This is a genomic window from Ruegeria sp. AF2 (assembly GCF_056542025.1).
On the sequence record NZ_JBQFZC010000001.1, the window covers coordinates 1,181,710 to 1,208,673 of the forward strand.

The following is a 26,964-nucleotide window of genomic DNA, read 5'->3' on the forward strand; positions in this document are numbered from 1 at the left end:
GTGCCATTCACATTCGCCTCGGATCACCGCACATAATGTCGCGCCTCAGGTCTTTCGTAGCCGCTTCCAGTCCTCCAATGCAGGGTTCGAATCCGGCTGGTTGACTGCTTCGGCCAACGATGCGTCCGAGCCAGTATCGGCGACACCCGGACTGTCATCGCGCAACCCGCGGATCGTTTCAAGATTTGCGATCACCTCAGGCGCCCTCAGCATTGTCGCGCTGATTTCTCTTTGAAAATCCTGCGCTTTGATCTGATGCCGCGCGCCAAAGTAAAACGACACGATCACCCCTAACAGCCACCACAGTGGCTCTGGCACCAGCGCAATTCCCTGCATACGTGCTGCGAACCACAGCGGATCGATCATGGCGGCCAGAAACAAACCCAATGTTCCCAAAGCCAGCGCCGGTCGCGGAAGGCGATTCAGCCCGTCCATGAACCGATCAAATCTGGTTTTGCTTGGGGCTTGGAATTCAGTGCCGAATTGCGCCATGGCCGCACTGCGCAGTTCGACAGAACGCTCGGCACCGCTTTCTACATTTTCGCGAAACACTTCCGCAGTTTCGCGAACCACATTGCGACCTCCGCCAAACAAGAGCGCCAACAAACCCGAGATCAAACCCATCCCGAAACCCTTTTCCGAAACGCGTCCTCGCTCAGATGATACTTGGGCGATAAAAACTCTTCCGCACGCTTGATCCATCCGCCTTTGCCGCCCGCGCGTGTTCTGGCATATTTACGAAGAGCCATCCGCCGGTCTGCTAAACGGAAGTAATAGTTTCGTCTTGCGACCCCATAGGCATCACGAAACACCAGAGGCTTTGGACTAGCCGCCTCCCGGCTCGCCTGCGCAGTCTGAGGGCCGATGACCCCGTCAACCGTAATGTCATACTCCATCTGCCGCAGCAGGTTCTGCAGGATTTTCACCGCTTGAGCTCCTGCATTGACGTACATGTCGAACACGGATGCCTGTACGGCTTCCGGCAGCACCTGAAGGCGTGGTTTCTCAAAATAGTGTTCCAGAAAAATATCGACGGCCTGCGCTTTGCTAAGCATGCGCACGTCTTGTTGCGTCACCGAACCATCTCGGTCCAGATCGAGACCCAATCGGCGCATGGTATGGATCGTCACCCCGTATTTCGTGGCACCGCCGGGATCATCGGGGTCATCCACAAAACCACCTTCCCGCGCCACGATCCCTTTTGCAATCTGCCGCACTGTCCGCATTGCCGCCCCCTCTGCCAAACTTTGGTAAACGGTCGGACAATTTCGTTAACACCACTGCAAAACAAAGGGCGCTGCCTACCTCTCGCACGCAACGCCCCGCTTCTTCTGTTTAGAATTTTTAGCGCCGATGGCATTCAGCGATGCTGCATTCAGCTATCGCCTGATTCCTGATAAACGCCTTGCTCTTTTAATGCGTCCACAACCTCTTTGGGCATGTAGGTTTCATCATGTTTCGCAAGGATTTCAGTGGCTTCAAAGACTCCGTTCACATAACTTCCGGTGCCCACCATACCCTGATTTTCCGAGAACAAATCAGGCAGAACACCGGTAAAAGCGACCTTTACGCTTTCACCGCCGTCGGTCACGACGAAGTGCACAGTCTCACCCTGCCCGCGAATGATCGAACCTTCTTCGACCAATCCACCTATACGGAACACCTCGGTCGGTTTCGGCGGTTCTGCAATCACCTGACTGGGTGAGCGGAAAAAGTTGATGCCATCACGCATCGCATATCCGATCAGACCCGTCGCCAGTATCAGGGCCGCAACAGCCACTAGAATGACTTGTACACGACGACGTTTCTTAAGCGTTTTCATACCGTCCTCACGGGAACAAGGGGGCCATCATCAGACCCAGGGTTTCATCCTCACCTAACATCAGGTTGGCGTTCTGCAAGGCTTGCCCACTGCTACCTTTTGTCAGGTTATCCAATGCTGCCACCACGATTGCACGGCGTTCGATCCGATCTCCAACGACACCGATATGGCAGAAGTTCGACCCCCGCACATGGTGGGTCGAGGGCGTCTCGCCAAATGGCAGCATCTCAATGAAGGGCTCGGCTTCATAGGCCGATTGAAGTGTCTCATACACGCTCTGCGGGTCACCCTTTACATAGGTTGTGGCCAGAATACCCCGGTTGGCTGGGATCAGGTGCGGTGTGAACTGCACATGCACCGTCCGTCCAGCCAGTTCCGTGAATTCCTGATCGAACTCGCCCAGATGCCGGTGCGTCCCGCCAACGGCATATGCGTTCGCCCCTTCACTGAGTTCTGCGTGCAATAGATTCTCTTTCAGCGCCCGACCTGCGCCCGAGACCGCGCATTTCAGGTCCAGAATAATGTCATCCAGATCAATCACACCCGCCGATATCAGCGGACGCAGCACATACTGACCCGTCGCGGCATTGCATCCGGTCCCGGCAACCAGCCGAGCGCCGCGGATTTCGTCACGGTAGAACTCGGTCAGACCATAAACCGCCTCTTCCTGATGCCCAAGCGCGGCATGTGAATTCCCATACCACTTCTTGTATTCGTCGCCATCGCGAAGTCGAAAATCTGCTGACAGGTCAACAATTTTCAAGGTGTTGGGCAGTTCGCGAATGACTTCCTGACTGGTCTTGTGCGGCAAAGCGCAGAAACACAGGTCGATTTGGCTAAAGTCGATCTCGGAAATCTTGCAAAGCGCCGGCAAATCCATATGGCGCAGATGCGGAAATACCTGCGCCATTGTCTGTCCAGCCTTCCGCTCGGCGGCCAGAGATTTGATTTCCATACTCGGATGCCCGGCGATCAGCCGCACGAGTTCCGCGCCGGTGTAACCAGAAGCGCCAAGAATTGCGATTTTGTGGGTCATGTCAGACCTCTTTCATTCATGTGTCACATGGGGTGACCGCCGCTGTGACGGTCAACGAATTACGGAATCAGAAAAGCGCCGTCCTTGACCTAGGTCAGGCGGCTTCAAAGGTGATTTGTCGTCGGAGGAACTGAGTCGCGCGATCCGTCACAACGCCCGGCTTACCCGTTGTCAGGAAGCCATCAGTGCCCTCACCCAGCATATTCGGATGCCGTTGCAAGTAGTCTGCAAGGCTTTCCGCAACCAGATCACCCTGGCTATAGACTTTCACATCCGGTCCGAGCGCCTGCTGAAACGTCTCTGCCATCAGCGGGTAATGCGTACAGCCCAGAATGGCTGCTTGCGGTTCCGGCATCTTGCGCTTCAGAGCATCCACATGGCTGCGTACCAAGGCCTCGGCCAAGATCATGTCGCCCTCTTCGATGGCGTCCACCACCCCGCCGCAGGCTTGCGCCTCGACATCAACCCCGATCGCCCGAAACGCCAGCTCCCGCTGAAACGCACGGCTCGACACAGTCGCGGGCGTCGCAAACAGCGCAACATGCTGCACCTGAACCTCACGCGGCGGAGAGTTGTCGCCCCATTGCCGTTCAGTCAGCGCCTCAATCAAAGGCACAAATACGCCCAGTACACGCTTTCCTTCTGGCACGCCCGCTTCTTGCATCCGACGCAGGGCGGCGGCGCTTGCGGTATTGCAGGCGAGAATCACCAGATTGCAGCCTCGATCCCAAAGGTCCTGCACAGCGTTTCGTGTCAGGTTAAAGATATCCTCGGCATCGCGCACACCATAAGGCGCATGCGCGCTGTCCGCGAAATAAAGGAAATCAACGTCGGGCAGACGTTTCTGCGCGGCGTTCAGGACGGTCAAACCACCCAATCCGGAATCAAAGATACCTACTGCCATTTGCCCCTTCAGGCGCGATGCCGTTCCTCGAATTCATAGCCATAGTCATAAGACTTCAATGGCTCTGGAGACAGCTCATACGTGGCTTTGCGCAGGAAATCCATCATCTTGCGCGTATCCTTGCCCAGCGGGTCCAGAATGTCGCGCCCAATGGGGTCTCCTACAACCACGCGGACAGGGGTATCGACACGTTTCTTGAACTCTTTGATCAGCAACCCCATCCGCAGAGTGTTGTGTAGATGGCTGGCAATCTGGAACAAACGCGAGGTGTGTCCATCGAAGAAAACCGGCACAACGGTCGCATTGGATTTGGCAACCATCCGCGCTGTAAATCCGCGCCACCCTGGATCCATCGGATGAGAAAATGGCTTGGCCGCAGTGCTGACGGTGCCACCCGGGAAGATCCCGATTGCACCACCATCGCTTAGGTAGTTCAGAGCGGTTTTGCGGGTCGCAAGATTCAGCTTCATCGCATCTTTTGTGGCATCAAACGAAATTGGCAGCACGATGCTGTTCAGGTCTTCAGCTTTGCGAAAAACATGATTGGCGAGAATGCGAAAGTCTGTCCGAGTCTGAGACAGGATGTGTCCCATCATTAGCCCGTCTAGAATGCCATAAGGATGGTTCGCAATCAGGATCAATGGCCCATCTTTTGGGATGTTCGACAACGCACCACCCACCACATCTAATGTCAGCCCATATCGATCCACCATTACGGACCAAAAATCACGCCCCTGTGCGACCTCCTGCTCATACCCGTCAGCGCGGCGGATAAGACGCAGACGACCGGTCGTGTTTTCCATCAGCTTGATCACTATACGCCCGCTCCGCGTTTCTGCGGAATGGGCGTAAGAGATGTCACGAGCGACGTGATGGCGCGAGGGCATTGGCTACTCCGGTTTGCTGCCGCTTAGATAAGGCCGGGTAGCCATTTTGCATAGGTTTGATGACAAGCTTGTAAAGCCTCACTCTGCCGCAGCTTTCATCTGAGGCCCGCCATCGCGAATAACAGCCAACAATTCCTCGCGACGTTTCGCAGCCTTGGCTTCATTCGCGACCAAAACCGGACCGAAACCGCGAATGTCCAATGGCAGAGCCGCAAGGGCCGCGATCGCATCACTGGTTTCGGGTGTCAGGCTGGGCAAAACCTCTTTCATGTCCTTTTCATACTGGCGGATCAGAGCACGCTCCATTTTGCGCTCTGTCGTGTAGCCAAAGATATCTAGCGGAGTGCCGCGCAAACCTTTCAGCTTGGCTAGAACCTTTAACGGACCAAGAAACCACTCTCCGAACGCTTTCTTGGCCGGGCGTCCATTGTCACCCTTCGTCCCCAGGGTTGGCGGCGCAAGATGGAAGGTCATCTTAAAGTCACCATCAAACTCGGCCTCCGCCTTCTGGCGACTGTCGAGCAGCAATCGGGCGACTTCATATTCATCCTTATATGACAAAAGCTTATGGTAGCCTTTGGCAATAGCCTCACGAACGTGTTGATCTTCGACGCTGTCGACCAGCTTGCGATAACGTTTCGCCAACCGCTTGTTCTGATAGTCGATCAGGTGCGCAGCGCGGAAATCGATCACTTGATCGAGGGTCTTTGGCAACTCTGCTACGTTGGGGCGCAAAATATTGGCCACGTCGTCGGGGTGGGTCACCGCCCAGCGACCAACTTCAAAGGCGCGTTTGTTGCGCTCGACCGCCGCACCATTCAACTCAATAGCACCTATTATCGCTTGGTGACTGATCGGTAGCAGACCACGCTGCCAGGCTGCGCCAAAGACCATCATATTGGAATAGATCGAGTCGCCCATCACGGCTCGCGCCAGATCGGTGGCATCGAAAAGGGCCACCCCGTCTTTCAACCGCGCCTGCAGCGCAAGCTGCAATTGATCGCTGGGGATTGTGAATTCTGTATCGCGCGTGAAGTCACCGGTGATAATCTCATGACTGTTCACAACAGCGCCGGTCTGGCCGGTTTGCGTGAGGCCAAGCGTCTTGGCCCCGGCCGAAACCACCAGATCACCGCCTATCAGCGCATGCGCCTCGCCAGTGGCAACACGGATCGCGCTGATATCTTCGGGCCGGTTGGCCAGACGGCAATGGATATGTACGGCGCCACCCTTCTGTGCGAGGCCGGCCATTTCCATCATACCGGCACCCTTGCCGTCGATTTGTGCGGCTTGCGCCAGAACCGCCCCGATTGTGACAACGCCTGTGCCGCCAACTCCGGTAATTACAACGTTATGAGTGCCATTGATCTGTGGCAAAACGGGGTCCGGTAGATCGGGCAAGTCGAGGTCGGTCGTCGCCTCTTTGCGGATTTTCGCCCCTTCAACGGTTACAAAAGACGGGCAGAACCCGTTCAAGCAGGAAAAATCCTTGTTGCAGCTTGACTGATCAATCGCACGCTTGCGGCCAAGTTCGGTCTCTTTCGGTACGATGGAAACACAGTTCGACTGAACGCCGCAATCTCCGCAACCCTCACAGATATCAGTATTTATGAACACTCGCTTATCCGGGTCGGGGAACGTGCCGCGCTTGCGTCTCCTGCGCTTTTCAGCTGCGCAGGTCTGAACATAAACAATGACCGATACACCCTCGATTTCGCGGAATTTTTCCTGAACCTGCATCAGTTTTGAACGCTCGAACGTCTCAACGCCCGAAGGCAACGCACCAAAATTCACATCTTCTTTTTCGTCGTAAACGACAGCAACGTTGCTGACTCCCATCGCGCGGACCTCGGCGACGATGCGTTCGGCACTTAGCCCACCTTCGTTCTCCTGACCTCCGGTCATCGCAACGGCGTCGTTATAGAGGATCTTAAAGGTGATATTTGTGCCCGCAGCCAGTGCCGCCCGGATCGCCTGCACGCCGGAATGGTTATAGGTGCCATCGCCGAGGTTTTGGAAAACATGTTGTGTGGTCGAAAACGGAGCCTCGCCAATCCAGTTTGCCCCTTCGCCGCCCATCTGGGTGAAACCGGTGGTTTCGCGATCCATCCACTGCACCATGTAGTGACAGCCAATCCCGGCATAGGCTCGGCTGCCATCAGGCAGCTTGGTTGAACTGTTATGCGGACATCCTGAACAGAAGTATGGTAAACGCGCCGCGATTTCCTGCGCATTGTCAGCCCGGCGCGCTTCGGACAGCGCCTCCAGTCCGGCACGAACGCCATCTGTATCGCGCCCCTCTTCGATTAGGATCTCACCCAGCTTCTCGGCAATCATGATCGGGTCAAGCGCCCCTCGGGTCGGGAACAGTTCTTCGCGGTGCAGCGTCCCCGCGCCGCCTTTGTACCAGCCATAAACGCGACGCCCACGACGGTCGTCAAAGATAGCCTCTTTGACCTGAACTTCGATCAGCTTGCGCTTTTCCTCGACGATCACGATCAGGTCCAGCCCCTCAGCCCAATCGTGGAAGCCCTTCATATCCAAGGGGAAAGTCTGCCCGATCTTATAGGTGGTAATGCCTAGCCGTTCGGCCTCATCCGCGTTGATGTTCAGCAGCGACATGGCATGAGTCAGATCAAGCCAGTTCTTACCCGCCGCCACAAACCCAATCTTGGCACCCGGTTTTCCCCAGACCCTCTTGTCTAGCTTGTTGGCGTGCGAAAAGACCTCTGCCGCAAAGCGCTTGTGGTCGATTACGCGCGCTTCCTGCAGATGCGGTGTATCACCTAGCCGAATATTCAGCCCACCCTCTGGCATATCGAACTGAGGGGTGACCAGCTGCATCCGGTCAGGGCGGCCATCTACGACGGAAGTCACTTCGATCGTATCTTTCATCGTTTTCAGCCCGACCCAGACCCCGGCGAAGCGGCTGAGCGCAAATCCATAGATGCCATAGTCCAGAATTTCTTGCACACCTGCCGGGCTGACCACGGGCATATACATGTCCACCAGTGACCATTCCGACTGATGTAAAACGGTCGAGCTTTCACCCGTGTGATCATCGCCCATGGCCATCAATACACCGCCATATTGCGCCGTGCCCGCCATATTGGCATGGCGCATCACATCACCGGATCGATCTACGCCCGGCCCCTTGCCATACCAGAGCCCAAAAACACCATCGAATTTTCCGTCGCCACGCAGCCCCGCCTGTTGGCTGCCCCATAATGCGGTTGCGGCCAGATCTTCGTTCAATCCGAATTGAAAGGTGACATCCTTTTCGGCAAGTTGTTTTTCTGCACGAGACATCTGAAGGTCTACAGCCCCAAGCGGAGACCCCCGATAGCCTGTGACCAGACCTGCTGTGTTCAATCCCGCCGCAGTGTCTCGTACTTTTTGCATCAGCATCAAACGCACCAGTGCCTGCGTGCCGTTCAGAAGAACCGGGCTTTTGGACAGGTCGAACCGGTCGTTGAGTGAAATTTTCGGCTGACTCATCTGACGTCTCCCCTCGTCGGATTAGTGTGCTTTATTCTCGTGCATATTAGGTCATAAATACTGACCTGTATAGTGATTTTACTCTATTCCGTAACGATTTCCGGGTTTCATTGTGGAATTTGTTACCTGTTTCATATAGGGCTGCGCGAGGATAACGAAAGTTGCGGCGATGGATTGGGACAAGCTCAGAATATTTCACGCGGTTGCAGACGCTGGCAGCCTCACACACGCGGGAGACAAGCTCAATTTATCTCAATCCGCGGTGAGCCGTCAGATCCGCGCGCTTGAAGAATCACTCGATGCAACCTTGTTCCACCGCCATGCACGCGGCCTGATTCTGACAGAACAAGGCGAATTGTTGTTCGATGCTACGACAGCTATGCTGAAACGTCTGGATGCCGCTGCAGCGCGTATCCGGGATAGTGAAGATGAGGTATTTGGCGTACTGAGGGTGACCACCACCTTCGGGTTCGGCACGCTGTGGCTCGCCCCGCGCCTACCGAAGCTCTATGAACAGTATCCCGACCTCAATATCGACCTCATGCTTGAAGAGCGGGTGTTGGATCTGCCAATGCGTGAAGCCGATGTGGCCATCCGCATGAAAGAGCCCAGCCAGGCCGATCTCGTGCGCAAACGGCTGATGACTGTGCAGATGCTGCTCTATGCAACGCGCAGCTATTTGGATGCTCATGGTGGGGCGCCTGAAACGCTGGAAGACATTTCCAAGCACCGATTGATCTGCCAAACGCCCGCAGCCCCTCAGGTTGGGGCAAGCGCGTCGATGGTTCGTCACCTTATGACATACAATCCCGGCTCGTTGCTGACCGTGAACAACTATTTCGGCGTTCTTCAGGGCGTGCTGCATGATCTGGGTATCGGAGTACTTCCTGATTATGTGACTGAGGACTTCCCGGATCTGGTCCCCGTCATGTCAGACATCGAAAGTGCTGATGTCCCGGTTTACCTCGCCTACCCCGAAGAATTGCGTCATTCCAAACGGATAGCGGCATTTCGGGACTTTGTGCAGGATGAGATAATCGCCCATCGCAAACAGCTGAGGCAATTGGGCAAGCTGTAGCCATGCACTCAGAGCATAGCGGGCATGACGCCGGGGTCTGCTAATAGACCTTGATCGTTAATAAACTGATCCCTAAATGAGCACATGAAGGCGGTGATGCTGAAACGCTCATCATCTTCATACCTCCCTGTTGGACTACGGCCGAGCTTAGTGCTCGGCCTTTTTTTTGCGCGAGGCTGATGCAATTCAGTGGAAAGCACTGGGAAAATCCAATTCGTAGGCCTATGATCCCGAAAAAACACCTAAATTTCGTGTTCGAGGGCTAATTCATGTTCCACTCATTCCGCCTATTGTTGGCGATGATTTCAGTCTTGTTCCTGGCCGTGCCACTTCATGCACAAGACACAAGCACAACCGCTACAGTTGAAATTCCCGAAGATCTGACGCCAGAACAGGTTGATGATCTGGTTGCGCGCATGTCTGACGACCAGGTACGGGCAATCCTTCTGGAACGCCTTGACGCTGTTGCCGAAAAGCAAGCGGCGGAAAAGGAAGGTCAGGAAGACCCGCTGACCGAGCTCAATGAGATCTGGGCAGAAATGGTTGCATCCTGGACACATGTTCTGACCACAGTTCCCAATATCATCAGTGCGCAAATCACTGCATTTAGCAATTTCTCTGACAAATTGGGGGGCGCTGGTGTTCTGACGCTAATGGGGCTGGTGCTCTCGGTCCTGATAGTCGGCTTCATTGCTGAGAAGCTATTCATTTTCCTGACCCGCCGCTGGCATGAGGCAACCGAGCCCTCGGGTGACGCTGATCTCAGAGGCGCTGTGAACTACCTGTTCCGCCGATTTTGCCGCGAAATTGCAGGGCTTATCGTATTCTACGTCATCATTCGGGCGATTGGCCGAGGATTGCTGAGCCCCGAGCAGATCATCTATGCAGCCCCATTTGTATTCTACCTAATCTGGGTGCCGCGTCTGGGGGCAGCAGTCTCGCGCTTTGTTCTTGCGCCGCAAAAGCCACAATTCCGATTGGTAAACATTGACGACCACTGGGCAAAATACCTGCATCGCAACCTGATCGGTCTGCTGATCCTTATCGGCTTTACCTTGTTCGTACTAAGGTTCAACGCGCTCAACGGGGTAACCGGCGATCAGACGCGCATCGGTTTCTGGCTGAACGCTGCAATCCACGTCTATATTGGCGTAATCGCCTGGACTGCGCGCGAAGGTTTGTCACAGATGATGCTGGGTACCGACCCAGACCACACCCAGTTCGACGAAGAAGTCGCGCGGTATTACCCGTATTTTGCAATCGGCGTTTCGGTTGTGATTTGGCTGCTGGTCGAATTCCTGGTGGCACAACGCAACCCGGCGCTGATCCGCGTGCTGTCCGGTGGAGCGCATTTCACAACCATGTTCTGGCTGTTGATTGCACCTGCACTTGATACATTGATACGTGGTTTGGTGCGTCACCTGCAGCCGCCAATGTCGGGCGAAGGGCCATTAGCAGAACGCGCCTATCGATCGGCCAAGCGCAGTTATATTCGCATCGGTCGGGTGATTGCTGGCCTCTTCGTCGTCTTCATGATTTCCCGTGTTTGGCAGCTTGATCTGCGCCATGTTGCGTCCGCAGGTATCGGTGCCGAAGTTGGCGGCGCAATCATCGAGTTCCTGCTGATCATCGCTGTCGGCTACATCCTGAACGAGATCGTCTCTCTGTGGATTAACCGTCGTCTGGCCAAGGAACAGACAGCGGCCGAGGAGCTGGATGAAGAAGCCGGCGGAGAAGGTGGCGGCGCGGGTGGTTCGCGTCTGGCGACCGTCCTGCCCTTGTTGCGGATTACCGCACAAGTCACCATCTCGGTGATCTTCGGCCTACTGGCCCTGAGCGCTCTGGGCATCAACATCACGCCGCTGCTGGCTGGTGCTGGTGTTTTGGGTCTGGCCATCGGCTTTGGTGCGCAGAAACTGGTGGCCGATATCGTTGGCGGCATCTTCTTCCTGATCGATGACGCCTTCCGCGTCGGCGAATATGTCGATGTCGGCGGGACCATGGGAACGGTCGAGAAAATTTCGATCCGCTCAATGCAGCTTCGCCACCATCGTGGTCCGGTACACACTATACCTTATGGCGAGATTCAAAAGCTCACCAACTTCAGCCGTGACTGGGTGATCATGAAGTTGAAATTTACTGTGCCGTTCGACACCGACCCCAACAAGGTCAAGAAGATCTTCAAGAAGATCGGTGCCGAGATGATGCAGGACGAGGTTCACAAAGATGGCTTCCTGCAGCCCTTCAAATCTCAGGGTGTGTTCGACTTCGACGATGTCGGTATGATCATCCGAGGCAAGTTCATGGCCAAGCCCGGTAAGCAATTCACACTGCGTAAGGAAATCTTTAACCGCGTGAAGGCCGAATTCAACGCAAATGGTATCGACTTCGCCCGCCGCGAGGTGCGCGTCGCCATCCCGGGGTTGGATGAGGCTGAGAACATAACTGAAGAACAAAAAGCTGCCGCCGGCGCAGCCGCCGCAGATGCGGTCAACAAAGGGCAAAACCCCGCCTGACACTTAGGCTTCGACACGTTTCAGCCGCTGGCTGAACCAAATCAGCACGCCTCTAAAATCGGAACCGGTCTTATGGCCGGTTCCGTTTTTTATTGCCCGATGACCCCTGTGCGGGTTTGGCTCTTTCCTCAAGCGGCCCATTGCCCTAAAAGGCCCGCAATCTCGGCCCACTTGGACACAGGACAGAAGATGCAAGAGCCCGCCATCACACCCGATCTGATTGCCGCACATGGGCTCAAGCCCGAGGAATACGACATGATCCTTGAGATCATCGGGCGTGAGCCGACCTTTACCGAGCTTGGCATCTTTTCGGCGATGTGGAACGAGCATTGTTCTTATAAGTCATCCAAGAAATGGTTGCGCACCCTTCCAACCTCTGGCCCTCAGGTTATCTGCGGCCCAGGCGAGAATGCGGGTGTCGTCGATATCGGCGACGGTCAAGCCGTGGTGTTCAAGATGGAAAGCCACAACCACCCCTCGTATATCGAACCCTATCAGGGCGCGGCGACCGGCGTGGGCGGCATCCTGCGGGATGTTTTTACCATGGGCGCACGGCCCATCGCCTCGATGAACGCACTGTCCTTTGGCGAGCCAGGCCACCATAAGACGCGCCAATTGGTGAACGGAGTGGTCGAGGGTATTGGCGGCTACGGCAACTGCTTCGGTGTGCCTTGCGTGGGTGGCGAAGTTCGGTTCCACCCGGCCTATAACGGCAACTGCCTTGTGAACGCGTTTGCCGCTGGTCTGGCTGACAGTGACAAGATTTTCTACTCGGCCGCTTCGGGCGTTGGGATGCCCGTCGTCTATCTGGGCGCAAAAACCGGTCGTGACGGTGTGGGCGGAGCAACCATGGCATCGGCCGAATTCGATGACACCATCGAAGAAAAACGCCCCACCGTTCAGGTCGGCGACCCCTTCACCGAAAAGCGCCTGATGGAAGCAACGCTGGAACTGATGCAGACCGGTGCCGTGATCTCGATCCAGGACATGGGCGCAGCGGGCTTGACCTGCTCGGCTGTAGAGATGGGCGACAAAGGTGGTCTGGGCGTGCGTTTGGACCTCGAGAATGTCCCGCAGCGCGAAGAGAACATGACAGCCTATGAAATGATGCTGTCGGAATCTCAGGAACGGATGCTGATGGTCCTCAAACCTGAGCTTGAGGCCGAGGCCCGCGCCGTGTTCGAAAAATGGGACCTCGATTTTGCCATCGTAGGCGAAACCATTGCCGAAGACCGTTTCCTGATCATGCACAATGGTGAGATCAAAGCCGATCTGGTCCTGTCTAAACTGTCCTCGACCGCGCCTGAATACGACCGCCCGTGGGAACCGACCCCTGAGTCCGCGCCACTGGAAGACGTACCACAGATCGATCCGATCGACGGTCTGCGCGCCCTGCTCTCTTCACCCAATTACGCAGGCAAACAATGGGTCTATGAGCAATACGACACCATGGTCATGGCGGATTCAACTCGCACGCCGGGTCTGGGCGCTGGCATGGTCCGCGTACATGGCACCGACAAGGTGCTAGCCTTTACCAGCGACGTAACCCCACGCTATGTCCGTGCAAACCCGGTGGAAGGCGGCAAACAAGCGGTGGCCGAGGCCTATCGCAACCTGACCGCCGTGGGGGCCAAACCACTTGCCACCACAGACAACCTGAACTTCGGGAACCCCGAAAAGCCCGAGATCATGGGTCAGTTCGTCGGCGCGATCCAAGGTATCGGTGCCGCCGTTGGTGCGCTGGATATGCCCATCGTGTCGGGCAACGTCTCGCTTTATAACGAGACTGACGGCCAGGCGATCCTGCCAACCCCCACCATCGGCGCGGTTGGTCTTCTTGCTCATAGCGACGAGATAATCGGAAACGAAGTTCGGGATGGCCATGTTGCGCTGGTCATCGGCGAAACCAACGGCCATATGGGTCAGTCCGCCCTGCTGGCCGAGGTATTCAACCGCGAGGACGGAGACGCGCCGCATGTTGATCTGGCTGCAGAGGCGCGCAACGGGGAATTCATCCGTGCCAATCGCGAGATGATCAAAGCATGTACTGATCTTAGCGATGGCGGCCTTGCACTGGCTGCGTTTGAACTTGCTGAAGCTGCAGGCGTCGGCGTTTGCCTGGATGATGCATCATCCGAGTTCCTATTCGGCGAAGACCAGGCCCGTTATCTTGTGGCGTGCAACTTCGATCAAGCCGAGGCGCTGATGATCGCTGCCGGTCAGGCCGGTGTCCCGCTGGTCTCGGTTGGTCGATTTACCGGTGACAGCGTGAAGATCGGCAATTCCGAAGCTCCTTTGGCAGAACTGACCGAGACCTTCCGTCAGAGCTTTGCCGCCGCGGTCGCCTGATAAATCGTCTCTTCCGAATTCCAGAATTCCCGCGTCTTCCATAGGCGCGGGATTCGCGTATCTGAAAAATGCTCGACATCTTGCACGCCCGCTCCCATCACTCTACATCTTGGGAAAGACCTACAGGAGTGAACCTACATGCCGATGAGCGCCCACGAGATTGAAACCCTGCTGCGCGAAAGCTTTCCCAATGCGGAAATTCAGGTTGGTGGCAGCGATGGCGTGCACATGTCCGCCATGGTCGTGGACGAAAGCTTTCGCGGCAAAAACCGCGTTCAGCAACAGCGTGCGGTTTACGCTGCGCTGAAAGGCAAGATGGATGGATCTGATGGGGAATTGCACGCGCTGGCGTTGACGACGAAGGTACCTGAATGACACAGAACTACTTTCAAAAAAGCGCCTAAGTGGCTTTGAAAAGATGAGTGGCTGGCCCTTTTGGATATCTCTTCTTGGTGCATTGATAGTTGTCGCCGCCCTCATCGAAGCCTATGTCAAACGCAACAGAAAACGAAAACTGTCGGATATGCGCCCTGACCCCGATACGCTTAGCAAGGTTGGGGGAATTGAACGATACGGGCTTGATCCGGTGACGCTTGCACAAGCAGAACACCGGCGGCTTGAAGAAGAAGGATGGGCACCTGAACTGCCCGATAACCGAACGACCGCCGCGCAAGCGGATGAAAAGGAAAAGCAAGATGAGCGACGTTAAGACCCAGATCGACGAAACCGTCAAAGCCAACGATGTGGTGCTTTACATGAAAGGCACCAAAGAGATGCCGCAGTGCGGGTTCTCATCCCGGGTGGCCGGTGTTCTGAATTACATGGGTGTCGAATACACCGATGTGAACGTTCTGGCTGACGAAGCTGTGCGCCAGGGCATCAAGGACTACTCCGACTGGCCAACCGTGCCTCAGCTTTATGTCAAAGGCGAGTTTGTCGGCGGTTGCGACATTATCACTGAAATGACGCTTTCGGGTGAGCTAGACACACTGTTCGATGAAAACAGTGTGGGCTACAACAAAGACGCTGCGGACAAAATCCGCGAAGCAAACGCGTAAGCTATCGGCTGCTACAGTCCTTGAACAATACGAGTTCCGGGGCTGTGTCGCCTTCGGCCTGATGGCTGATCGTGGCATCCCACCCCTTGGAGCGCAGGGTGTATGTCCCTGCCCCTCCGACGGATTCATACCGGATGCCCGAGCCGCTTGGAACCTGTTTCATGGGGATCAACTGATCATCGATCATCATCGCAGCCGCCCCATCGCCATTTGAGGCGTTAAAGTAGGACACCGGCACTTGCGTGTTGTTTTCACAGGTAAACGTCACGGACAGAATGTCGATATCGGCCTTTGCCATCGTGCCAGTCAGCGAGACGACGGCCGCGCAAAAGGCCATTCGGGCGATCGGCATTAGGCCGTCCTTTCTTCAATGACTGCCGCCAGGGCTTCGGCGCGCGCCGCCATTTCAGCCAGCGTATCCGTGACAGATGGCGGCACTACCGCGACCTCGATCCGTTCAGGTTCCGGCTGCGGTTGGCTGCGGAGCCGCTTCAATTCAGTCTCCAATTCAACCAGCTTGGCCTCGGCCAGTTTCATGCGATCTTCATGCGCGGCTGCCTTGTCTGCCAACATGAGTCCCGCCATCAGCAGCATCCGCGATTCCGGCATACGTCCGATCTGGTCCGACAAAACCTGAGCCTCATCATCCAGCAGTCTGGCTGCCGCTTGCAGAAACGGTTCTTCACCGTCCTGGCACGAGACATCAAAGCCGCGGCCACCGATATGAATGGTTACTTCGGGCATTATTCCACCTCTCCCTCGGCCAGATTGGCATGACTTAGCAATGGCTCAAGTCGAGCCAGGACCGCATGCGCTTCGGCTGCGTCCGACGCGCGCGCGGCACGTATGGCTTCTAATTCGGCTGTCGTGGCCCGGTTCAGCATGTCAGCATCCGTGACACCGTCCTCTGCGGCGGCGCGTAATTCATCGACAGCGCTCCGGAGCTGATCGTTTGCATTGCGAAGCCGTTGCAAATCATCATCCAACCGGGACATCGCGGCCCCATGGCTAGCCCGTTCCGCGCGCAGCATCTCAAGCTCGGCATTGAGTTCGGTTAACAGCTCGCTATCGACCAGTTCAGCCCGCAGACGCGCCAATTCGGCCTCCATCTCTTCCGCGCGATCCGCGATTGGGGTCAGTTTCTCGACCTGCGCGCGCAACGTATTGGCCTCTTCTGCGGCGCCCTGATGTGATCGCAGAGTCTCAATCTCAGCCTTCAAGCCCTCGACTTCGTCCGTGTTTTCAAGCGCAGCCTTGGCATCCGCCAATTCGGCCCGCGCAGCCTCAACCGTGGCGAGCTGAGAGGTCGCCTCGGCCAATTGCGCACGCAGCGCATCCACTTCCGAACTCGGTGCCGGTTGCGCACGCAGCGCGTCAATCTCTTGCGCGTGTCTCTCTTTGATCGTTTTCAGCCGTTCCTCAAGCTGGGCATTGGCCACCCGCTCTTCTTCAAGCGCCGTTCGCAGCGACGTGTCATCACCGGCTGCGGATCCAGCATCGTGCAAGGCCTCGACACCATTACCGATCCGCTCCATCGCGGTGATAATACGGCGTTGTAGTTCTTCGATCTGACTCATGCCTGTGTCACCTCTTTATCAAGGTTCGTTCTGATATTCGCCTACCCGAATCAAAAGCGGCGGCGCTCAGCCCTAGTCTAACGGAATGCGACAGAAAATACCCACTGTTTGGTTTCAACCACTTGCACACCGCTCTTGAAGCGCCAATTCGGTGTGCCACGCGGTTCTGCTTGCACTTTGACAATCGGATGGTATTCAGCGCCCATCTGCCCGTAAACCAAAGGAACTACGCCCGTGGACCTGACTGCGCTGCGCAATGCCAACCCCGAACACTGGGACAAGGCTGCGGCCATCCGCACCCTGACCCTCGACGCTGTCGCCGCCGCCAATTCCGGCCATTCCGGTATGCCGATGGGCATGGCCGATGTTGCGACCGTATTGTTCGAAAAGCACCTCAAATTCGACGCCACTGCCCCGAACTGGCCGGACCGCGATCGGTTCATCCTATCGGCGGGTCACGGTTCGATGCTGGTCTATTCGCTGCTGTATCTCACCGGTCATGGCGATGTTACGCTGGAAGAGATCAAGAACTTCCGTCAATTGGGCGCCAAAACTGCCGGGCACCCCGAGAACTTCCTGATCGATGGTGTCGAAACCACTACCGGACCTTTGGGTCAGGGCATTTCGAATGCCGTTGGCTTTGCGATGGCCGAGGAAATTCAGCGTGCGCATTATGGCAAGAAGATCGTTGATCACTATACCTACGTGATTGCGGGCGACGGCTGCCTGATGGAAGGCGTCAGCCAAGAGGCGATCACTTTGGCCGGTCGCCACGAGCTAAGCAAACTGATCGTCTTCTGGGATAACAACAACATCACCATCGACGGCACAGTCGACATCGCCGACCGCACCGATCAGGTGCGCCGTTTTGCGGCCTCGGGCTGGCATGTGCTTGAGATTGACGGCCACGACCCCAAGGCCATCGATGCGGCCATCGTGCAGGCGAAGAAGTCGAACAAACCGACGATGATTGCTTGTGAAAGCCACATTGCACTGGGTCACGCGGCGCAGGACACTTCAAAAGGCCATGGCGCTCTGACCGATCAGGATCAGTTGAACGCCGCCAAAGAAGCATATGACTGGCCGCATGATGCGTTCGTCATCCCTGCTGAGGTCAAAGCCGCTTGGGAGGCCATTGGTGCACGTGGCAAAGCCGAGCGCGCAGCGTGGGAGGAGCGTTTTGCGCAAGTCTCCGAACGTAAACAAGCCGAATTCAACCGCGCCTATGCGTTTGAGGCGCCAAAGAAGCTGGCCGGCGCCATCCGGTCGTTCAAGAAACAGATGTCGGAAGACCAGCCAAAGCTGGCCACACGCGCCTCTTCAGAGAAGGTGTTGAATGTCGTTAACCCGATCATGCCCGAAACCATTGGCGGCTCGGCTGACCTGACTGGATCGAACAACACCAAATCGGCTGATATGGGCGTGTTCCTTCCGGAAAACCGCAAGGGTCGGTATATCCATTACGGCATTCGTGAACACGGTATGGCCGCTGCTATGAACGGTATGGCGCTGCATGGTGGCATTCGCCCGTATGGCGGTACGTTCATGGCCTTCACCGACTATGCGCGGCCCTCGATGCGTTTGGCTGCACTTATGAAGATCCCGACGGTGTTTGTGATGACCCACGACTCGATTGGTCTGGGCGAAGACGGTCCGACGCACCAACCGGTGGAACATCTGGCGATCTCACGCGCGACGCCGAACACTTATGTGTTCCGCCCAGCCGATACGATTGAGACCGCCGAAGCCTGGGAATTGGCGCTGACCTTCAAGGATAGCCCCTCAGTCCTGTCGCTGACCCGTCAAGGCGTGCCAACTGTTCGGACCCAGCACAAAGCCAAAAACCTGACCGCGCAAGGCGCTTATGTATTGGCTGACGCAGAAAACAAGCGTCAGGCGATTCTGATTGCCACAGGTTCCGAGGTTTCGCTGGCGATGGAAGCTAAAGCAATACTTGAGGCCGAAGGCATCGGCACTCGGGTCGTTTCCATGCCCTGTATGGAGCTGTTTGCCGAACAAGACGAAGCCTACCGCAAGCGCGTACTACCTGCGGGAGCCGTCCGCGTCGGTATCGAGGCTGCGGTTCGCGCCGGAGGCTGGGACCGTTGGCTTCTGGGCGAGCGTGGTCGCGAGGCCAAAGCCGGGTTCATCGGCATGTCCAGCTTTGGTGCGTCGGCACCCGCCGGAGAGCTCTACAAGCACTTCGGCATCACGACCGAGGCAACAATCGCCAAGGTCAAAGAACTGCTGGGTTGAACCTACCCAAATAAGTCAGAAGGCCTCGGTTAAAACCGGGGCCTTTTTTGTTAGACGAAAATTATTACTGACTGCATACCATCGACAATTAGATCACCATCGGTGTTCCACATCCGCATGACCTGAGAGCTGTAGCCGTCATGTCCAGCTGTCAATTGATGTTCCATCAACCACCATCCATCGCGAGTATGAATATCCTCGGACAGCACGTTGAAAATCCAGTTCATTGACGAGTTGTTTCCCGGCTTCTTCAATGTCGGGAATATGGCCGGTGGCAATAGGTCCGCAATTGCGATCAACCCTTCGATCCTATCGCGCATGTCGGCATCATTATGGCGCGCCCAAACCTTCACATAGCCACGCTCTGCACCAGCAAATGGCCGCGCCCCGTCGATCAACCGAACGTCGAAGTTCTCAAGAAATGCGATGGGAAGTTTTGGCAAATCTGGCGGGAAATAGTGTTCTGTGATCTCTGGCTGTATCTCTGCCTTAGCCGGATGTTCGAACGCCACATGGCTGTCCTGTGCCTTGCCAAACGTAAATGTCCCAAGTGCGGCTGTATTCCCCTCAATCCTTGCTCGTGTATTGATCGTTGTGACATTCCGCCCATTGCGAAGCACCTCGGTTTCGATCAGCGGAGGTGAACCGATGGGCGCGGTAAAATTGATCAGGGCCGAGCGTAATGGCGGCAGAACATCGATCGCATTTCTCGCAGCAGCCAGCAGCAAGGCAGACGAGAAGCCGCCATATGTTGTACGGCCTTGCATCCAGTTTGGCGGCACCGGAAACTGCAGCATCCCGTTCAACCGATCTGAACTGGCAAGGACTTGGGAAAGGCTGAGTTTAGTCATCGATCTCACACCGGATATGCTTCGATTGGAACTTACCCCGCTCTTACCGTTGTGCCAGATGAAACCTCACGTCACATGATCCTGATTTCAGTGTTTGTTCGCAGATCCCGAAATCGCGCTGATCGCGGGGGACAGCAGCTTGGTTGCCACCGGTATCAGCGCCAGCCCATAGACCAGACCGAATACACCATCCATTGTCGCCTTCGCGATCCACTTTACCGCGCCTGCCCATTGTTCAGACACAGCATGACTCGCAGCATTTGCCCAGTCGTAAATGTGATGGCCCAGCCAGCCAAAGCCCAGGACCTCCATACCGTGGATCATGATCGACCCGCCGACCCACAGCATCGCAGCAGTACCAACGATAGACAGAACTTTCATAACAACGGGCATCGCTTTGACGAGGCCCCTTCCCGTTCCACGCCCTATCGGCGTCGGAGCGTTTTGCGCCAGGAACAACCCGACATCATCCATTTTCACGATCAGAGCGACCGAGCCATAAACGGCGACGGTGACCCCAACGCCCACAACGGCCAGCGTCGCGGCTTGCATCCACACATTCGGCGCTTCAATGGCCGCCAAAGCGATGGTCATGATTTCGGCAGACAGGATAAAGTCAGTCTTGATCGCACCCTTCACCTTCTTTTCTTCCAGATGGCCAGGATCAGGATTTTTCATATCCTCTTCGATCGCGTGGCTTCCGTGTGGGAACAAGACATGAAAAATCTTTTCGGCCCCTTCAAAACACAGATATGAACCACCGAGCATAAGCAGCGGTGTGATCAACCAAGGCGCAAAATTGGCTAGTAGCAATGCCACTGGCAACAACAGAATGATCTTGTTGAAGATCGATCCGCGCGCGATGCGCCAGATGATCGGCAGTTCCCGCGCTGGGGCAAAACCCTGAACGTATTTGGGCGTCACGGCCGCATCGTCAATGATCACACCCGCAGTCTTGGCCCCAGCCTTGCCGGCAGCGGCCACCACATCGTCCACCGAAGCCGCCGCGACCTTTGCAATGCCCGCCACGTCGTCCAACAGGGCCAACAGACCACTCATCGCGCTTCCTTTCCATTCATCTGTTCGATCGGACCCTACCTGATCCAACGGCTAGCGCAAGCGTTAGCGCAATCGGCGCAGGTTTGCGCTAACACCTTAAAAATATGCCATTTTTGCCCTTTTGAGATTCAATATTCGCGGCTATATGGCCTGCAACGCAAGCGCATTTTTGGAGACGTCGGATGACCATCAAGGTCGGTATCAATGGTTTTGGCCGCATCGGCCGCTGTACTCTGTCGCACATCGCCGCATCGGCGCGCAACGACATCGAAGTGATCAAGGTCAACGCCACCGGCCCGCTGGAAACCTCGGCGCATCTGTTGAAATACGACAGCATCCATGGACGTTTCCCACGCGACGTCTCGGTCGAAGGCAACACCATGGATCTGGGTCGCGGCCCGATGGAGATGTTCTCGACCTACGATATGAACGAGCTGGACTGGGAAGGCTGCGATGTCGTTCTGGAATGCACCGGTAAATTCAACGACGGCCTGAAAGCCAAAACCCATCTTGAGCGCGGCGCTGGTAAGGTTCTGCTATCGGCTCCCGGCAAAAATGTCGACAAGACCATCGTATTTGGTGTGAACCACAACAGCCTGACCGCAAACGACAATATGGTGTCGAACGGTTCTTGCACCACCAACTGCCTTGCTCCGCTTGCCAAGGTTCTGGACGAAGGTATCGGCATCGAGCATGGCATCATGACCACGATTCACGCCTATACCGGCGACCAACCGACGCTGGACCGTCGCCACAGCGATCTGTATCGCGCCCGCGCTGCCGCCATGTCGATGATCCCGACTTCGACCGGGGCTGCAGCCGCGCTGGGTGAGGTTCTGCCGAATCTCAAAGGGCGTCTGGACGGCTCGGCGATCCGCGTGCCCACTCCAAACGTCTCGGCCGTTGATCTATCATTCCGCGCCTCGCGCGACGTCACTGTCGAAGAGGTCAACGCCATCGTCGAAGAGGCAGCGAAAGGCCCGATGCAGCGCGTTCTAGGGTATGAGCCCGCGCCGCTGGTTTCGACCGATTTCAACCACACCGAAGAAAGCTCGATCTTTGCGCCGGATCAGACCCGAGTTGTCGACAACCGAATGGTGCGCGTATTGGCATGGTATGACAACGAATGGGGATTCTCGGTGCGTATGGCGGATGTCGCCGTGGCGATGGGCCGCCTTAACTGACCCTTCGCACATCGCTTGTACCTTTATGCCCGCTCAGGTTATCTGAGCGGGCATTTACGTTCAGGGCGCAGAAATGACAAATCAAATCGCCATCTGGCTTGGAATCCTAATTCTGGGCGGTCTGATGCTGGACGTGGCACTATTCGGCACCGAACACCTGCTGTTCCTGGGCAAGAAGCTCTACGATTTCCTGGATTGGCTCGCCTTCTGGCGCTGACAGAGGTTTTTCTTGACTTTCGCGCCAATCTGGCTTTGTTAGCGCTAACCATCTATGGACCATGTTCTGACGGAGCGCATTATGACACTCAAGCTGGCAATCAATGGATTTGGACGGATCGGGCGCGGCGTTCTTCGGGCCGTCATGGAATCCGGACGTACTGATGTTGAAATCATCGCAATCAACGATCTGGCAAAGCCCGAAATGAACGCACATCTGTTCGAGTTCGACAGTGTGCATGGACGCTATTCCAAACCCGTAACTCTGACTGATGCAGGTCTGGATGTGGGTGCTGGGCCCATCCGGCTGACCAGCGAGCGTGATCCCGAAGCACTGGACTGGTCTGATGTGGATGTGGTTCTGGAATGCACCGGTGTTTTCCGGACCCGTGAAGCAGCTGAGCGGCACCTGAAAAACGGATCAAAGAAAGTATTGATCTCGGCCCCTGCCCGTGGCGACGGCGGCGTGAAGACAGTCGTGTTCGGCGTAAACGATCATGAGCTAACTGCCGACGATATCGTTGTTTCCAATGCCTCGTGCACCACCAACTGCCTGTCACCGGTCGCGGCGGCTTTGGACGCAGGACTGGGAATCAAACACGGCAACATGACCACAGTTCATGCATACACGGCCAGCCAACCGGTTCACGACACTGCGGGTAAAGACCCCTACCTGTCGCGCGCAGCAGCACTGTCGATGATTCCGACGACAACTGGCGCGGCATCGGCTGTTGGTCTGGTTCTGCCGCAGCTTGCTGGTAAGTTGACCGGGCAAGCCATTCGTGTCCCAACGCCCAATGTCTCAGTCGTTGATCTGGTTGCTGAGGTTTCGCGACCGACGTCCGAAGAAGAGGTCAATGCCCTCTTTGTAGAAGCCGCCGCCAAAATCCCCGGCGTGCTGGCGGCCGAGAATCGCCCCTTGATCTCGATCGATTTCAACCACGACTCGCATAGCTCGACGGTTTCACTGGCTGAAACCAAAGTAACTGACGGCACATTGGTTCGTGTGCTTGCATGGTACGACAACGAATGGGGCTTCTCGAACCGGATGCTGGACACAGCCGCCGCGATGGGCGCGCTATCCTAACCGCTCTTTCAAGGCGGAATTGACGCGGGGCGTGACGAATTTTGACACGTCCCCGTTCAATCTGGCGATTTCTTTGACCAGTTTCGACGCAATGGCTTGATGCCGTGCCTCCGCCATCAAGAACACGGTCTCAATCGAGTCGTCCAACGCGCGATTCATCCCAACCATCTGGAATTCATACTCGAAATCCGCAACCGCACGCAGTCCGCGCACGATGATCTGAGCGCCTACATCGCGGGCGCAATCGATCAGCAGGTTTTCAAACGGATGCGCGACAATCTCGGTGCCAGTCTGCTCGGTTAGATGGGCGCATTCGGCCTCGATCATCGCGACACGCTCTTCCAAAGAAAACAGCGGGCCCTTGTCCCGGTTGATAGCAACACCAATGACGAGCTTATCCACCAGCGCAGCCGCGCGGCGAATAATGTCTATATGACCCATGGTGATAGGGTCGAAAGTACCGGGATATAATCCAACCCGCATTGGGCTCTCCAGCGCAACAATATTTCTGCGCAAGCAAACATAACTTTGCCGCAGGTGCAAGAGGCTGAAACAGCCCCCGCGTTCAATGCCCCATGATCATGCCCTCAAGCGCGTCTTTTTCCATAGCAAGTTCAGCAAGTTGCGCCTTGACCGCATCACCCAGCGTAACGATGCCGACCAGTTTGCCATCTTCCAATACAGGCATGTGGCGAAATCGTCCTTCGGTCATCTGGGACAGGATAGACTCAACAGTATCCTGCTGGCTGGCGGTCACAAGTTGCTTGGTCATATAGTTGCTAACGGGTTTATCCAAGCATCCGCTGCCGCTGGCAGCCAACTCGCGAACAATGTCTCGTTCGGATAAAATGCCCGCTGCCGTCTGCCCCCCATCCTCGGAAATGACCACAGTACCAATCCGCTTTTCCGCAAGAATCTCGGCAGCCTGAGAAACGGATGCCGTTGGCTCGACCGTCTCCACACCGCCGCTGGCCTTGGATTTGAGAATGGCCTGTACAAGCATAAGCGAAAACCTCCGGAATTACGTACTGTTTTCCAAAGCGTTGCCGGAATGTGTGAATGTGTCAAGGTGAAGCTTCGCGCTCAAGCCGCGCTACTTCGTCCCGTATTCCGCGCGTCAACGCCTCGGCAAAGCGGTTCAACCGCTCATTGCGCTGATCGCCCTGATGGCGGACCAGATAGAACCCCCGGGTCAGACTGACCTGATCCGTCAGGATTTTCTGCAATCCCCGATGGAACGGCAATGTGAAATCATGTGCCACGCAGACCCCTGTTCCCAGCGAAACTTGTCGCAGCTGAACGGAAACAGAGTTTGATGCAAGCGCGACACGTTCAACACCAATGTCGTTGAGATAGTCCAGCTCGCGGTCGAAAATCATGTCCGGAATATAGCCTATCATCCGATGCCCTTTTAGATCCTCGATGGATCGAATTTCGGCGTGACGACTCAGGTATTCCTTCGTTGCGACCATATGCAGCCGATAGTCGGATATCTTCTGCACCAGCAGTTTCCCTGCGGTGGGCGCACTGACTGTTACCGCCATGTCGGCCTCTCGCCGGGATAGGTTGATGATGCGCGGCAACGCCAGGATCTGAATGTCGAGATCAGGATTGGCATCGCTGATCTTGGCGCAGACCTGTGGCAACAGGTAATTGGCACTTCCATCCGGGGCACCAATTCTGATCTGACCGCTTAGCGATTTGGCAGAGCCTGACATGACACCAGTCGCAGCGCGCATAGCCTCTTCTGCCTGCAGCCCATGCTCCATCAGGCGTTGTCCCGCAGTCGTCAACACATAGCCCTGCTGTGATTTCGTGAACAACACCGCATCCAATGCCGCTTCGAGCCGCGCGATTCTGCGCCCGACAGTCGCCGGGTCGATCTTGAGAATCCGCCCCGCCCCTGAAAGGCTTTCATCGCGCGCGACCGCCAGGAAAACCCGCAAATCATCCCAATTCGGCGTCATGCTCTACCCTTTGCATTTTTGCAAAACTGATTTGAAATATTGCCTCTGTTCAGGTGATTTTCGCAAGTCTATTCTTCGCGCAACTTAATCCGGAGGAGTTTGCAATGCAGAACCTGACCCATTTCATCAACGGCGAAAATGTCGCTGGCACATCTGGCCGCTTTGACAATGTATTCAACCCAGCAACGGGTGAAGTGCAGTACCAATGCCCGATGGCCAGTGTCGCCGAGACCACCGCTGCGATCGAAGACGCTGCAGCAGCTCAGGTCGCTTGGGGCGCAACCAACCCGCAGAAGCGCGCGCGCGTTATGATGGCGATGGTTGGCTTGATGAACCGCGACATGGACAAGCTGGCCGAGGCTCTCAGCCGCGAGCACGGTAAAACCATCCCGGACGCCAAGGGTGATCTGCAGCGTGGTCTGGAAGTGATAGAATACTGCATCGGCGCGCCCCAGATGCTGAAAGGTGAGTTCACCGACAGCGCGGGCCCGGGCATCGATATGTATTCGATGCGTCAGCCGCTGGGCGTGGTCGCTTCGATCATGCCATTCAACTTCCCCGCAATGATGCCGCTTTGGCACGTTGGCCCGGCGCTGGCCTGCGGCAACGCAGTTGTTCTAAAGCCGTCCGAGCGCGACCCCTCTGTTCCATTGATGCTGGCAGAGCTGTTTGTCGAAGCTGGTCTGCCCAAGGGCGTGTTCCAAGTCGTAAACGGTGACAAAGAGGCCGTGGACACCCTGCTGGACAGCGAAATCATTCAGGGCGTGTCGTTCGTGGGTTCAACCCCGATTGCGCAATACATCTATGCTCGTGCAACCGCCAACGGCAAACGGGCGCAGTGTTTCGGTGGTGCCAAGAACCACATGATCGTTATGCCTGACGCCGATCTGGATCAGGCTGCTGATGCGCTGGTCGGTGCAGGTTTCGGCGCGGCTGGCGAACGCTGCATGGCAATCTCGGTGGCCGTGCCTGTGGGCGAAGAAACCGCAGACGCACTGATCGAAAAACTGATCCCGCGTGTCGAAAAGCTGAAAGTCGGCCCCTACACAGCAGGTGACGATGTAGACATGGGGCCAGTTGTTACTGCCGCCGCGAAAGAGCGTATCCTTGGCCTGATCAACTCGGGTGTTGAGCAAGGCGCTAAGCTGGTTGTCGACAACCGCGACTTCAGCCTGCAGGGCTATGAGGACGGCTTCTTTGTCGGCCCGCACCTGTTCGACAACGTCACACCCGAGATGGATATCTACAAGCAAGAGATCTTTGGCCCGGTCCTGTCAACCGTACGCGCGGGTTCTTATGAAGAGGCGCTGAAACTGGCGATGGATCATGAATACGGCAACGGCACTGCGATCTTCACCCGCGACGGTGATACGGCGCGTGACTTTGCCAGCCGTGTGAACATCGGCATGGTCGGCATCAACGTTCCGATCCCGGTTCCGCTGGCCTACCACACTTTTGGCGGCTGGAAGAAATCGATGTTCGGCGACCTGAACCAGCACGGTCCGGACAGCTTCAAGTTCTACACCCGCACCAAAACAGTGACATCGCGCTGGCCGTCGGGCATCAAGGAAGGTGGCGAGTTCAACTTCAAAGCGATGGACTGATCATACAGCTTACAA

Annotated in this window: 26 protein-coding genes; 11 read left to right on the forward strand and 15 right to left on the reverse strand. The window is 56.2% G+C overall.

Annotated elements, in window-relative coordinates:
• Positions 1-45: 45 nt before the first annotated feature.
• The 7 genes from ACR0NM_RS05860 to ACR0NM_RS05890 all read right to left on the reverse strand — a co-directional run bounded on the left by ACR0NM_RS05860 (position 46) and on the right by ACR0NM_RS05890 (position 8,147).
• Complete coding sequence (locus ACR0NM_RS05860; protein ID WP_170421443.1) at positions 46-624, reverse strand: holin family protein; 579 nt, start codon at positions 622-624, stop codon at positions 46-48.
• Positions 615-1,226 (reverse strand): holin-associated N-acetylmuramidase, encoded by a 612-nt coding sequence (locus ACR0NM_RS05865; protein ID WP_170610499.1) that lies wholly within the window; start codon positions 1,224-1,226, stop codon positions 615-617. Before ACR0NM_RS05865 ends, ACR0NM_RS05860 begins: the two co-directional genes overlap by 10 nt.
• A 149-nt stretch (positions 1,227-1,375) precedes the next feature.
• On the reverse strand, positions 1,376-1,822 hold the full coding sequence (gene ccmE / locus ACR0NM_RS05870; protein WP_170405562.1) for a cytochrome c maturation protein CcmE: 447 nt from the start codon (positions 1,820-1,822) through the stop codon (positions 1,376-1,378).
• Between the two features lie 7 nt (positions 1,823-1,829).
• Positions 1,830-2,858, reverse strand: coding sequence for an N-acetyl-gamma-glutamyl-phosphate reductase (gene argC / locus ACR0NM_RS05875; RefSeq protein WP_480613607.1), 1,029 nt, complete (start codon positions 2,856-2,858; stop codon positions 1,830-1,832).
• A 94-nt stretch (positions 2,859-2,952) separates the two neighbouring features.
• The gene (gene murI / locus ACR0NM_RS05880) at positions 2,953-3,762 is read right to left on the reverse strand and encodes a glutamate racemase (protein ID WP_170405556.1); all 810 of its coding nucleotides are present in this window, start codon (positions 3,760-3,762) and stop codon (positions 2,953-2,955) included.
• An 8-nt stretch (positions 3,763-3,770) separates the two neighbouring features.
• Positions 3,771-4,649: a lysophospholipid acyltransferase family protein gene (locus tag ACR0NM_RS05885; RefSeq protein ID WP_170393174.1), complete on the reverse strand. Its 879-nt coding sequence runs from the start codon at positions 4,647-4,649 to the stop codon at positions 3,771-3,773.
• Positions 4,650-4,727: 78 nt separating this feature from the next.
• Entirely contained in the window at positions 4,728-8,147 is a 3,420-nt protein-coding gene (locus tag ACR0NM_RS05890; RefSeq protein ID WP_480613609.1) for an indolepyruvate ferredoxin oxidoreductase family protein, read from the reverse strand.
• Positions 8,148-8,316: 169 nt separating this feature from the next.
• On the opposite strand from ACR0NM_RS05890, the gene ACR0NM_RS05895 reads away from it, so the two are divergent.
• From ACR0NM_RS05895 to grxD, 6 genes are all read left to right on the forward strand, one after another.
• Positions 8,317-9,225: a LysR family transcriptional regulator gene (locus ACR0NM_RS05895; RefSeq protein WP_170393176.1), complete on the forward strand. Its 909-nt coding sequence runs from the start codon at positions 8,317-8,319 to the stop codon at positions 9,223-9,225.
• 269 nt (positions 9,226-9,494) lie between these two features.
• Positions 9,495-11,741 (forward strand): mechanosensitive ion channel family protein, encoded by a 2,247-nt coding sequence (locus ACR0NM_RS05900; RefSeq protein ID WP_480613611.1) that lies wholly within the window; start codon positions 9,495-9,497, stop codon positions 11,739-11,741.
• Positions 11,742-11,930: 189 nt separating this feature from the next.
• Positions 11,931-14,090, forward strand: coding sequence for a phosphoribosylformylglycinamidine synthase subunit PurL (gene purL / locus ACR0NM_RS05905; protein ID WP_170393178.1), 2,160 nt, complete (start codon positions 11,931-11,933; stop codon positions 14,088-14,090).
• A gap of 138 nt (positions 14,091-14,228) precedes the next feature.
• Positions 14,229-14,465: a BolA/IbaG family iron-sulfur metabolism protein gene (locus tag ACR0NM_RS05910; protein ID WP_170393179.1), complete on the forward strand. Its 237-nt coding sequence runs from the start codon at positions 14,229-14,231 to the stop codon at positions 14,463-14,465.
• 43 nt (positions 14,466-14,508) lie between these two features.
• Positions 14,509-14,799, forward strand: coding sequence for a hypothetical protein (locus ACR0NM_RS05915; protein WP_170393180.1), 291 nt, complete (start codon positions 14,509-14,511; stop codon positions 14,797-14,799).
• Positions 14,786-15,148 (forward strand): Grx4 family monothiol glutaredoxin, encoded by a 363-nt coding sequence (gene grxD / locus ACR0NM_RS05920; protein ID WP_170393181.1) that lies wholly within the window; start codon positions 14,786-14,788, stop codon positions 15,146-15,148. The genes ACR0NM_RS05915 and grxD overlap by 14 nt, the downstream gene beginning before the upstream one ends.
• 1 nt (position 15,149) lies before the next feature.
• Here grxD and ACR0NM_RS05925 read toward each other — a convergent pair whose 3' ends face one another.
• The 3 genes from ACR0NM_RS05925 to ACR0NM_RS05935 are packed head-to-tail and all read right to left on the reverse strand — an operon-like array spanning position 15,150 to position 16,725.
• Positions 15,150-15,500, reverse strand: coding sequence for an MliC family protein (locus tag ACR0NM_RS05925; protein WP_170405544.1), 351 nt, complete (start codon positions 15,498-15,500; stop codon positions 15,150-15,152).
• A complete protein-coding gene (locus ACR0NM_RS05930) occupies positions 15,500-15,892 on the reverse strand; it encodes a cell division protein ZapA (protein ID WP_170393183.1) in 393 nt (130 codons plus the stop codon). The genes ACR0NM_RS05925 and ACR0NM_RS05930 overlap by 1 nt, the downstream gene beginning before the upstream one ends.
• Positions 15,892-16,725, reverse strand: a complete 834-nt coding sequence (locus ACR0NM_RS05935; RefSeq protein ID WP_480613613.1) for a hypothetical protein — start codon at positions 16,723-16,725, stop codon at positions 15,892-15,894. Before ACR0NM_RS05935 ends, ACR0NM_RS05930 begins: the two co-directional genes overlap by 1 nt.
• 234 nt (positions 16,726-16,959) lie before the next feature.
• Between ACR0NM_RS05935 and tkt the strand changes: the two genes are divergently transcribed.
• A complete protein-coding gene (gene tkt / locus ACR0NM_RS05940; protein WP_480613615.1) occupies positions 16,960-18,981 on the forward strand; it encodes a transketolase in 2,022 nt (673 codons plus the stop codon).
• Between the two features lie 50 nt (positions 18,982-19,031).
• Here the strand turns inward: tkt and ACR0NM_RS05945 are convergent, their stop codons facing one another.
• Both ACR0NM_RS05945 and ACR0NM_RS05950 read right to left on the reverse strand, forming a co-directional pair.
• Positions 19,032-19,832 carry a thioesterase family protein gene (locus ACR0NM_RS05945; protein ID WP_170421417.1) on the reverse strand — a complete coding sequence of 267 codons (801 nt, stop codon included), beginning with the start codon at positions 19,830-19,832 and terminating at the stop codon, positions 19,032-19,034.
• A gap of 87 nt (positions 19,833-19,919) precedes the next feature.
• Positions 19,920-20,891, reverse strand: a complete 972-nt coding sequence (locus ACR0NM_RS05950; RefSeq protein WP_170421414.1) for a DUF808 domain-containing protein — start codon at positions 20,889-20,891, stop codon at positions 19,920-19,922.
• 182 nt (positions 20,892-21,073) lie between these two features.
• On the opposite strand from ACR0NM_RS05950, the gene gap (ACR0NM_RS05955) reads away from it, so the two are divergent.
• The 3 genes from gap (ACR0NM_RS05955) (at position 21,074) to gap (ACR0NM_RS05965) (ending at position 23,378) form a co-directional block, all read left to right on the forward strand.
• Positions 21,074-22,075: a type I glyceraldehyde-3-phosphate dehydrogenase gene (gene gap / locus ACR0NM_RS05955; protein WP_170393188.1), complete on the forward strand. Its 1,002-nt coding sequence runs from the start codon at positions 21,074-21,076 to the stop codon at positions 22,073-22,075.
• Positions 22,076-22,148: 73 nt separating this feature from the next.
• Positions 22,149-22,292, forward strand: a complete 144-nt coding sequence (locus ACR0NM_RS05960) for a hypothetical protein (RefSeq protein ID WP_010439846.1) — start codon at positions 22,149-22,151, stop codon at positions 22,290-22,292.
• Between the two features lie 81 nt (positions 22,293-22,373).
• Positions 22,374-23,378, forward strand: a complete 1,005-nt coding sequence (gene gap / locus ACR0NM_RS05965) for a type I glyceraldehyde-3-phosphate dehydrogenase (protein ID WP_170510534.1) — start codon at positions 22,374-22,376, stop codon at positions 23,376-23,378.
• On the opposite strand, the gene coaD is transcribed toward gap (ACR0NM_RS05965), so the two are convergent.
• The 3 genes from coaD to ACR0NM_RS05980 all read right to left on the reverse strand — a co-directional run bounded on the left by coaD (position 23,370) and on the right by ACR0NM_RS05980 (position 25,345).
• Positions 23,370-23,861 carry a pantetheine-phosphate adenylyltransferase gene (coaD, locus tag ACR0NM_RS05970; protein WP_170393190.1) on the reverse strand — a complete coding sequence of 164 codons (492 nt, stop codon included), beginning with the start codon at positions 23,859-23,861 and terminating at the stop codon, positions 23,370-23,372. The two genes, gap (ACR0NM_RS05965) and coaD, sit on opposite strands and share 9 nt — an antisense overlap.
• An 82-nt stretch (positions 23,862-23,943) precedes the next feature.
• On the reverse strand, positions 23,944-24,381 hold the full coding sequence (locus ACR0NM_RS05975) for a CBS domain-containing protein (protein ID WP_170405529.1): 438 nt from the start codon (positions 24,379-24,381) through the stop codon (positions 23,944-23,946).
• A gap of 61 nt (positions 24,382-24,442) precedes the next feature.
• Positions 24,443-25,345 (reverse strand): LysR family transcriptional regulator, encoded by a 903-nt coding sequence (locus ACR0NM_RS05980; protein ID WP_170625962.1) that lies wholly within the window; start codon positions 25,343-25,345, stop codon positions 24,443-24,445.
• Positions 25,346-25,449: 104 nt separating this feature from the next.
• On the opposite strand from ACR0NM_RS05980, the gene ACR0NM_RS05985 reads away from it, so the two are divergent.
• On the forward strand, positions 25,450-26,949 hold the full coding sequence (locus ACR0NM_RS05985) for a CoA-acylating methylmalonate-semialdehyde dehydrogenase (protein WP_170405524.1): 1,500 nt from the start codon (positions 25,450-25,452) through the stop codon (positions 26,947-26,949).
• Positions 26,950-26,964: the final 15 nt, after the last annotated feature.

Coding starts and splice junctions, on each gene's coding strand:
- ACR0NM_RS05860 (WP_170421443.1), bottom strand. CDS start 624: ATGGGTTTGATCTCGGGTTTGTTGGCGCTCTTGTTTGGCGGAGGTCGC.
- ACR0NM_RS05865 (WP_170610499.1), bottom strand. CDS start 1,226: ATGCGGACAGTGCGGCAGATTGCAAAAGGGATCGTGGCGCGGGAAGGT.
- ccmE (WP_170405562.1), bottom strand. CDS start 1,822: ATGAAAACGCTTAAGAAACGTCGTCGTGTACAAGTCATTCTAGTGGCT.
- argC (WP_480613607.1), bottom strand. CDS start 2,858: ATGACCCACAAAATCGCAATTCTTGGCGCTTCTGGTTACACCGGCGCG.
- murI (WP_170405556.1), bottom strand. CDS start 3,762: ATGGCAGTAGGTATCTTTGATTCCGGATTGGGTGGTTTGACCGTCCTG.
- ACR0NM_RS05885 (WP_170393174.1), bottom strand. CDS start 4,649: ATGCCCTCGCGCCATCACGTCGCTCGTGACATCTCTTACGCCCATTCC.
- ACR0NM_RS05890 (WP_480613609.1), bottom strand. CDS start 8,147: ATGAGTCAGCCGAAAATTTCACTCAACGACCGGTTCGACCTGTCCAAA.
- ACR0NM_RS05895 (WP_170393176.1), top strand. CDS start 8,317: ATGGATTGGGACAAGCTCAGAATATTTCACGCGGTTGCAGACGCTGGC.
- ACR0NM_RS05900 (WP_480613611.1), top strand. CDS start 9,495: ATGTTCCACTCATTCCGCCTATTGTTGGCGATGATTTCAGTCTTGTTC.
- purL (WP_170393178.1), top strand. CDS start 11,931: ATGCAAGAGCCCGCCATCACACCCGATCTGATTGCCGCACATGGGCTC.
- ACR0NM_RS05910 (WP_170393179.1), top strand. CDS start 14,229: ATGCCGATGAGCGCCCACGAGATTGAAACCCTGCTGCGCGAAAGCTTT.
- ACR0NM_RS05915 (WP_170393180.1), top strand. CDS start 14,509: ATGAGTGGCTGGCCCTTTTGGATATCTCTTCTTGGTGCATTGATAGTT.
- grxD (WP_170393181.1), top strand. CDS start 14,786: ATGAGCGACGTTAAGACCCAGATCGACGAAACCGTCAAAGCCAACGAT.
- ACR0NM_RS05925 (WP_170405544.1), bottom strand. CDS start 15,500: ATGCCGATCGCCCGAATGGCCTTTTGCGCGGCCGTCGTCTCGCTGACT.
- ACR0NM_RS05930 (WP_170393183.1), bottom strand. CDS start 15,892: ATGCCCGAAGTAACCATTCATATCGGTGGCCGCGGCTTTGATGTCTCG.
- ACR0NM_RS05935 (WP_480613613.1), bottom strand. CDS start 16,725: ATGAGTCAGATCGAAGAACTACAACGCCGTATTATCACCGCGATGGAG.
- ACR0NM_RS05945 (WP_170421417.1), bottom strand. CDS start 19,832: ATGACTAAACTCAGCCTTTCCCAAGTCCTTGCCAGTTCAGATCGGTTG.
- ACR0NM_RS05950 (WP_170421414.1), bottom strand. CDS start 20,891: ATGAGTGGTCTGTTGGCCCTGTTGGACGACGTGGCGGGCATTGCAAAG.
- gap (WP_170393188.1), top strand. CDS start 21,074: ATGACCATCAAGGTCGGTATCAATGGTTTTGGCCGCATCGGCCGCTGT.
- ACR0NM_RS05960 (WP_010439846.1), top strand. CDS start 22,149: ATGACAAATCAAATCGCCATCTGGCTTGGAATCCTAATTCTGGGCGGT.
- gap (WP_170510534.1), top strand. CDS start 22,374: ATGACACTCAAGCTGGCAATCAATGGATTTGGACGGATCGGGCGCGGC.
- coaD (WP_170393190.1), bottom strand. CDS start 23,861: ATGCGGGTTGGATTATATCCCGGTACTTTCGACCCTATCACCATGGGT.
- ACR0NM_RS05975 (WP_170405529.1), bottom strand. CDS start 24,381: ATGCTTGTACAGGCCATTCTCAAATCCAAGGCCAGCGGCGGTGTGGAG.
- ACR0NM_RS05980 (WP_170625962.1), bottom strand. CDS start 25,345: ATGACGCCGAATTGGGATGATTTGCGGGTTTTCCTGGCGGTCGCGCGC.
- ACR0NM_RS05985 (WP_170405524.1), top strand. CDS start 25,450: ATGCAGAACCTGACCCATTTCATCAACGGCGAAAATGTCGCTGGCACA.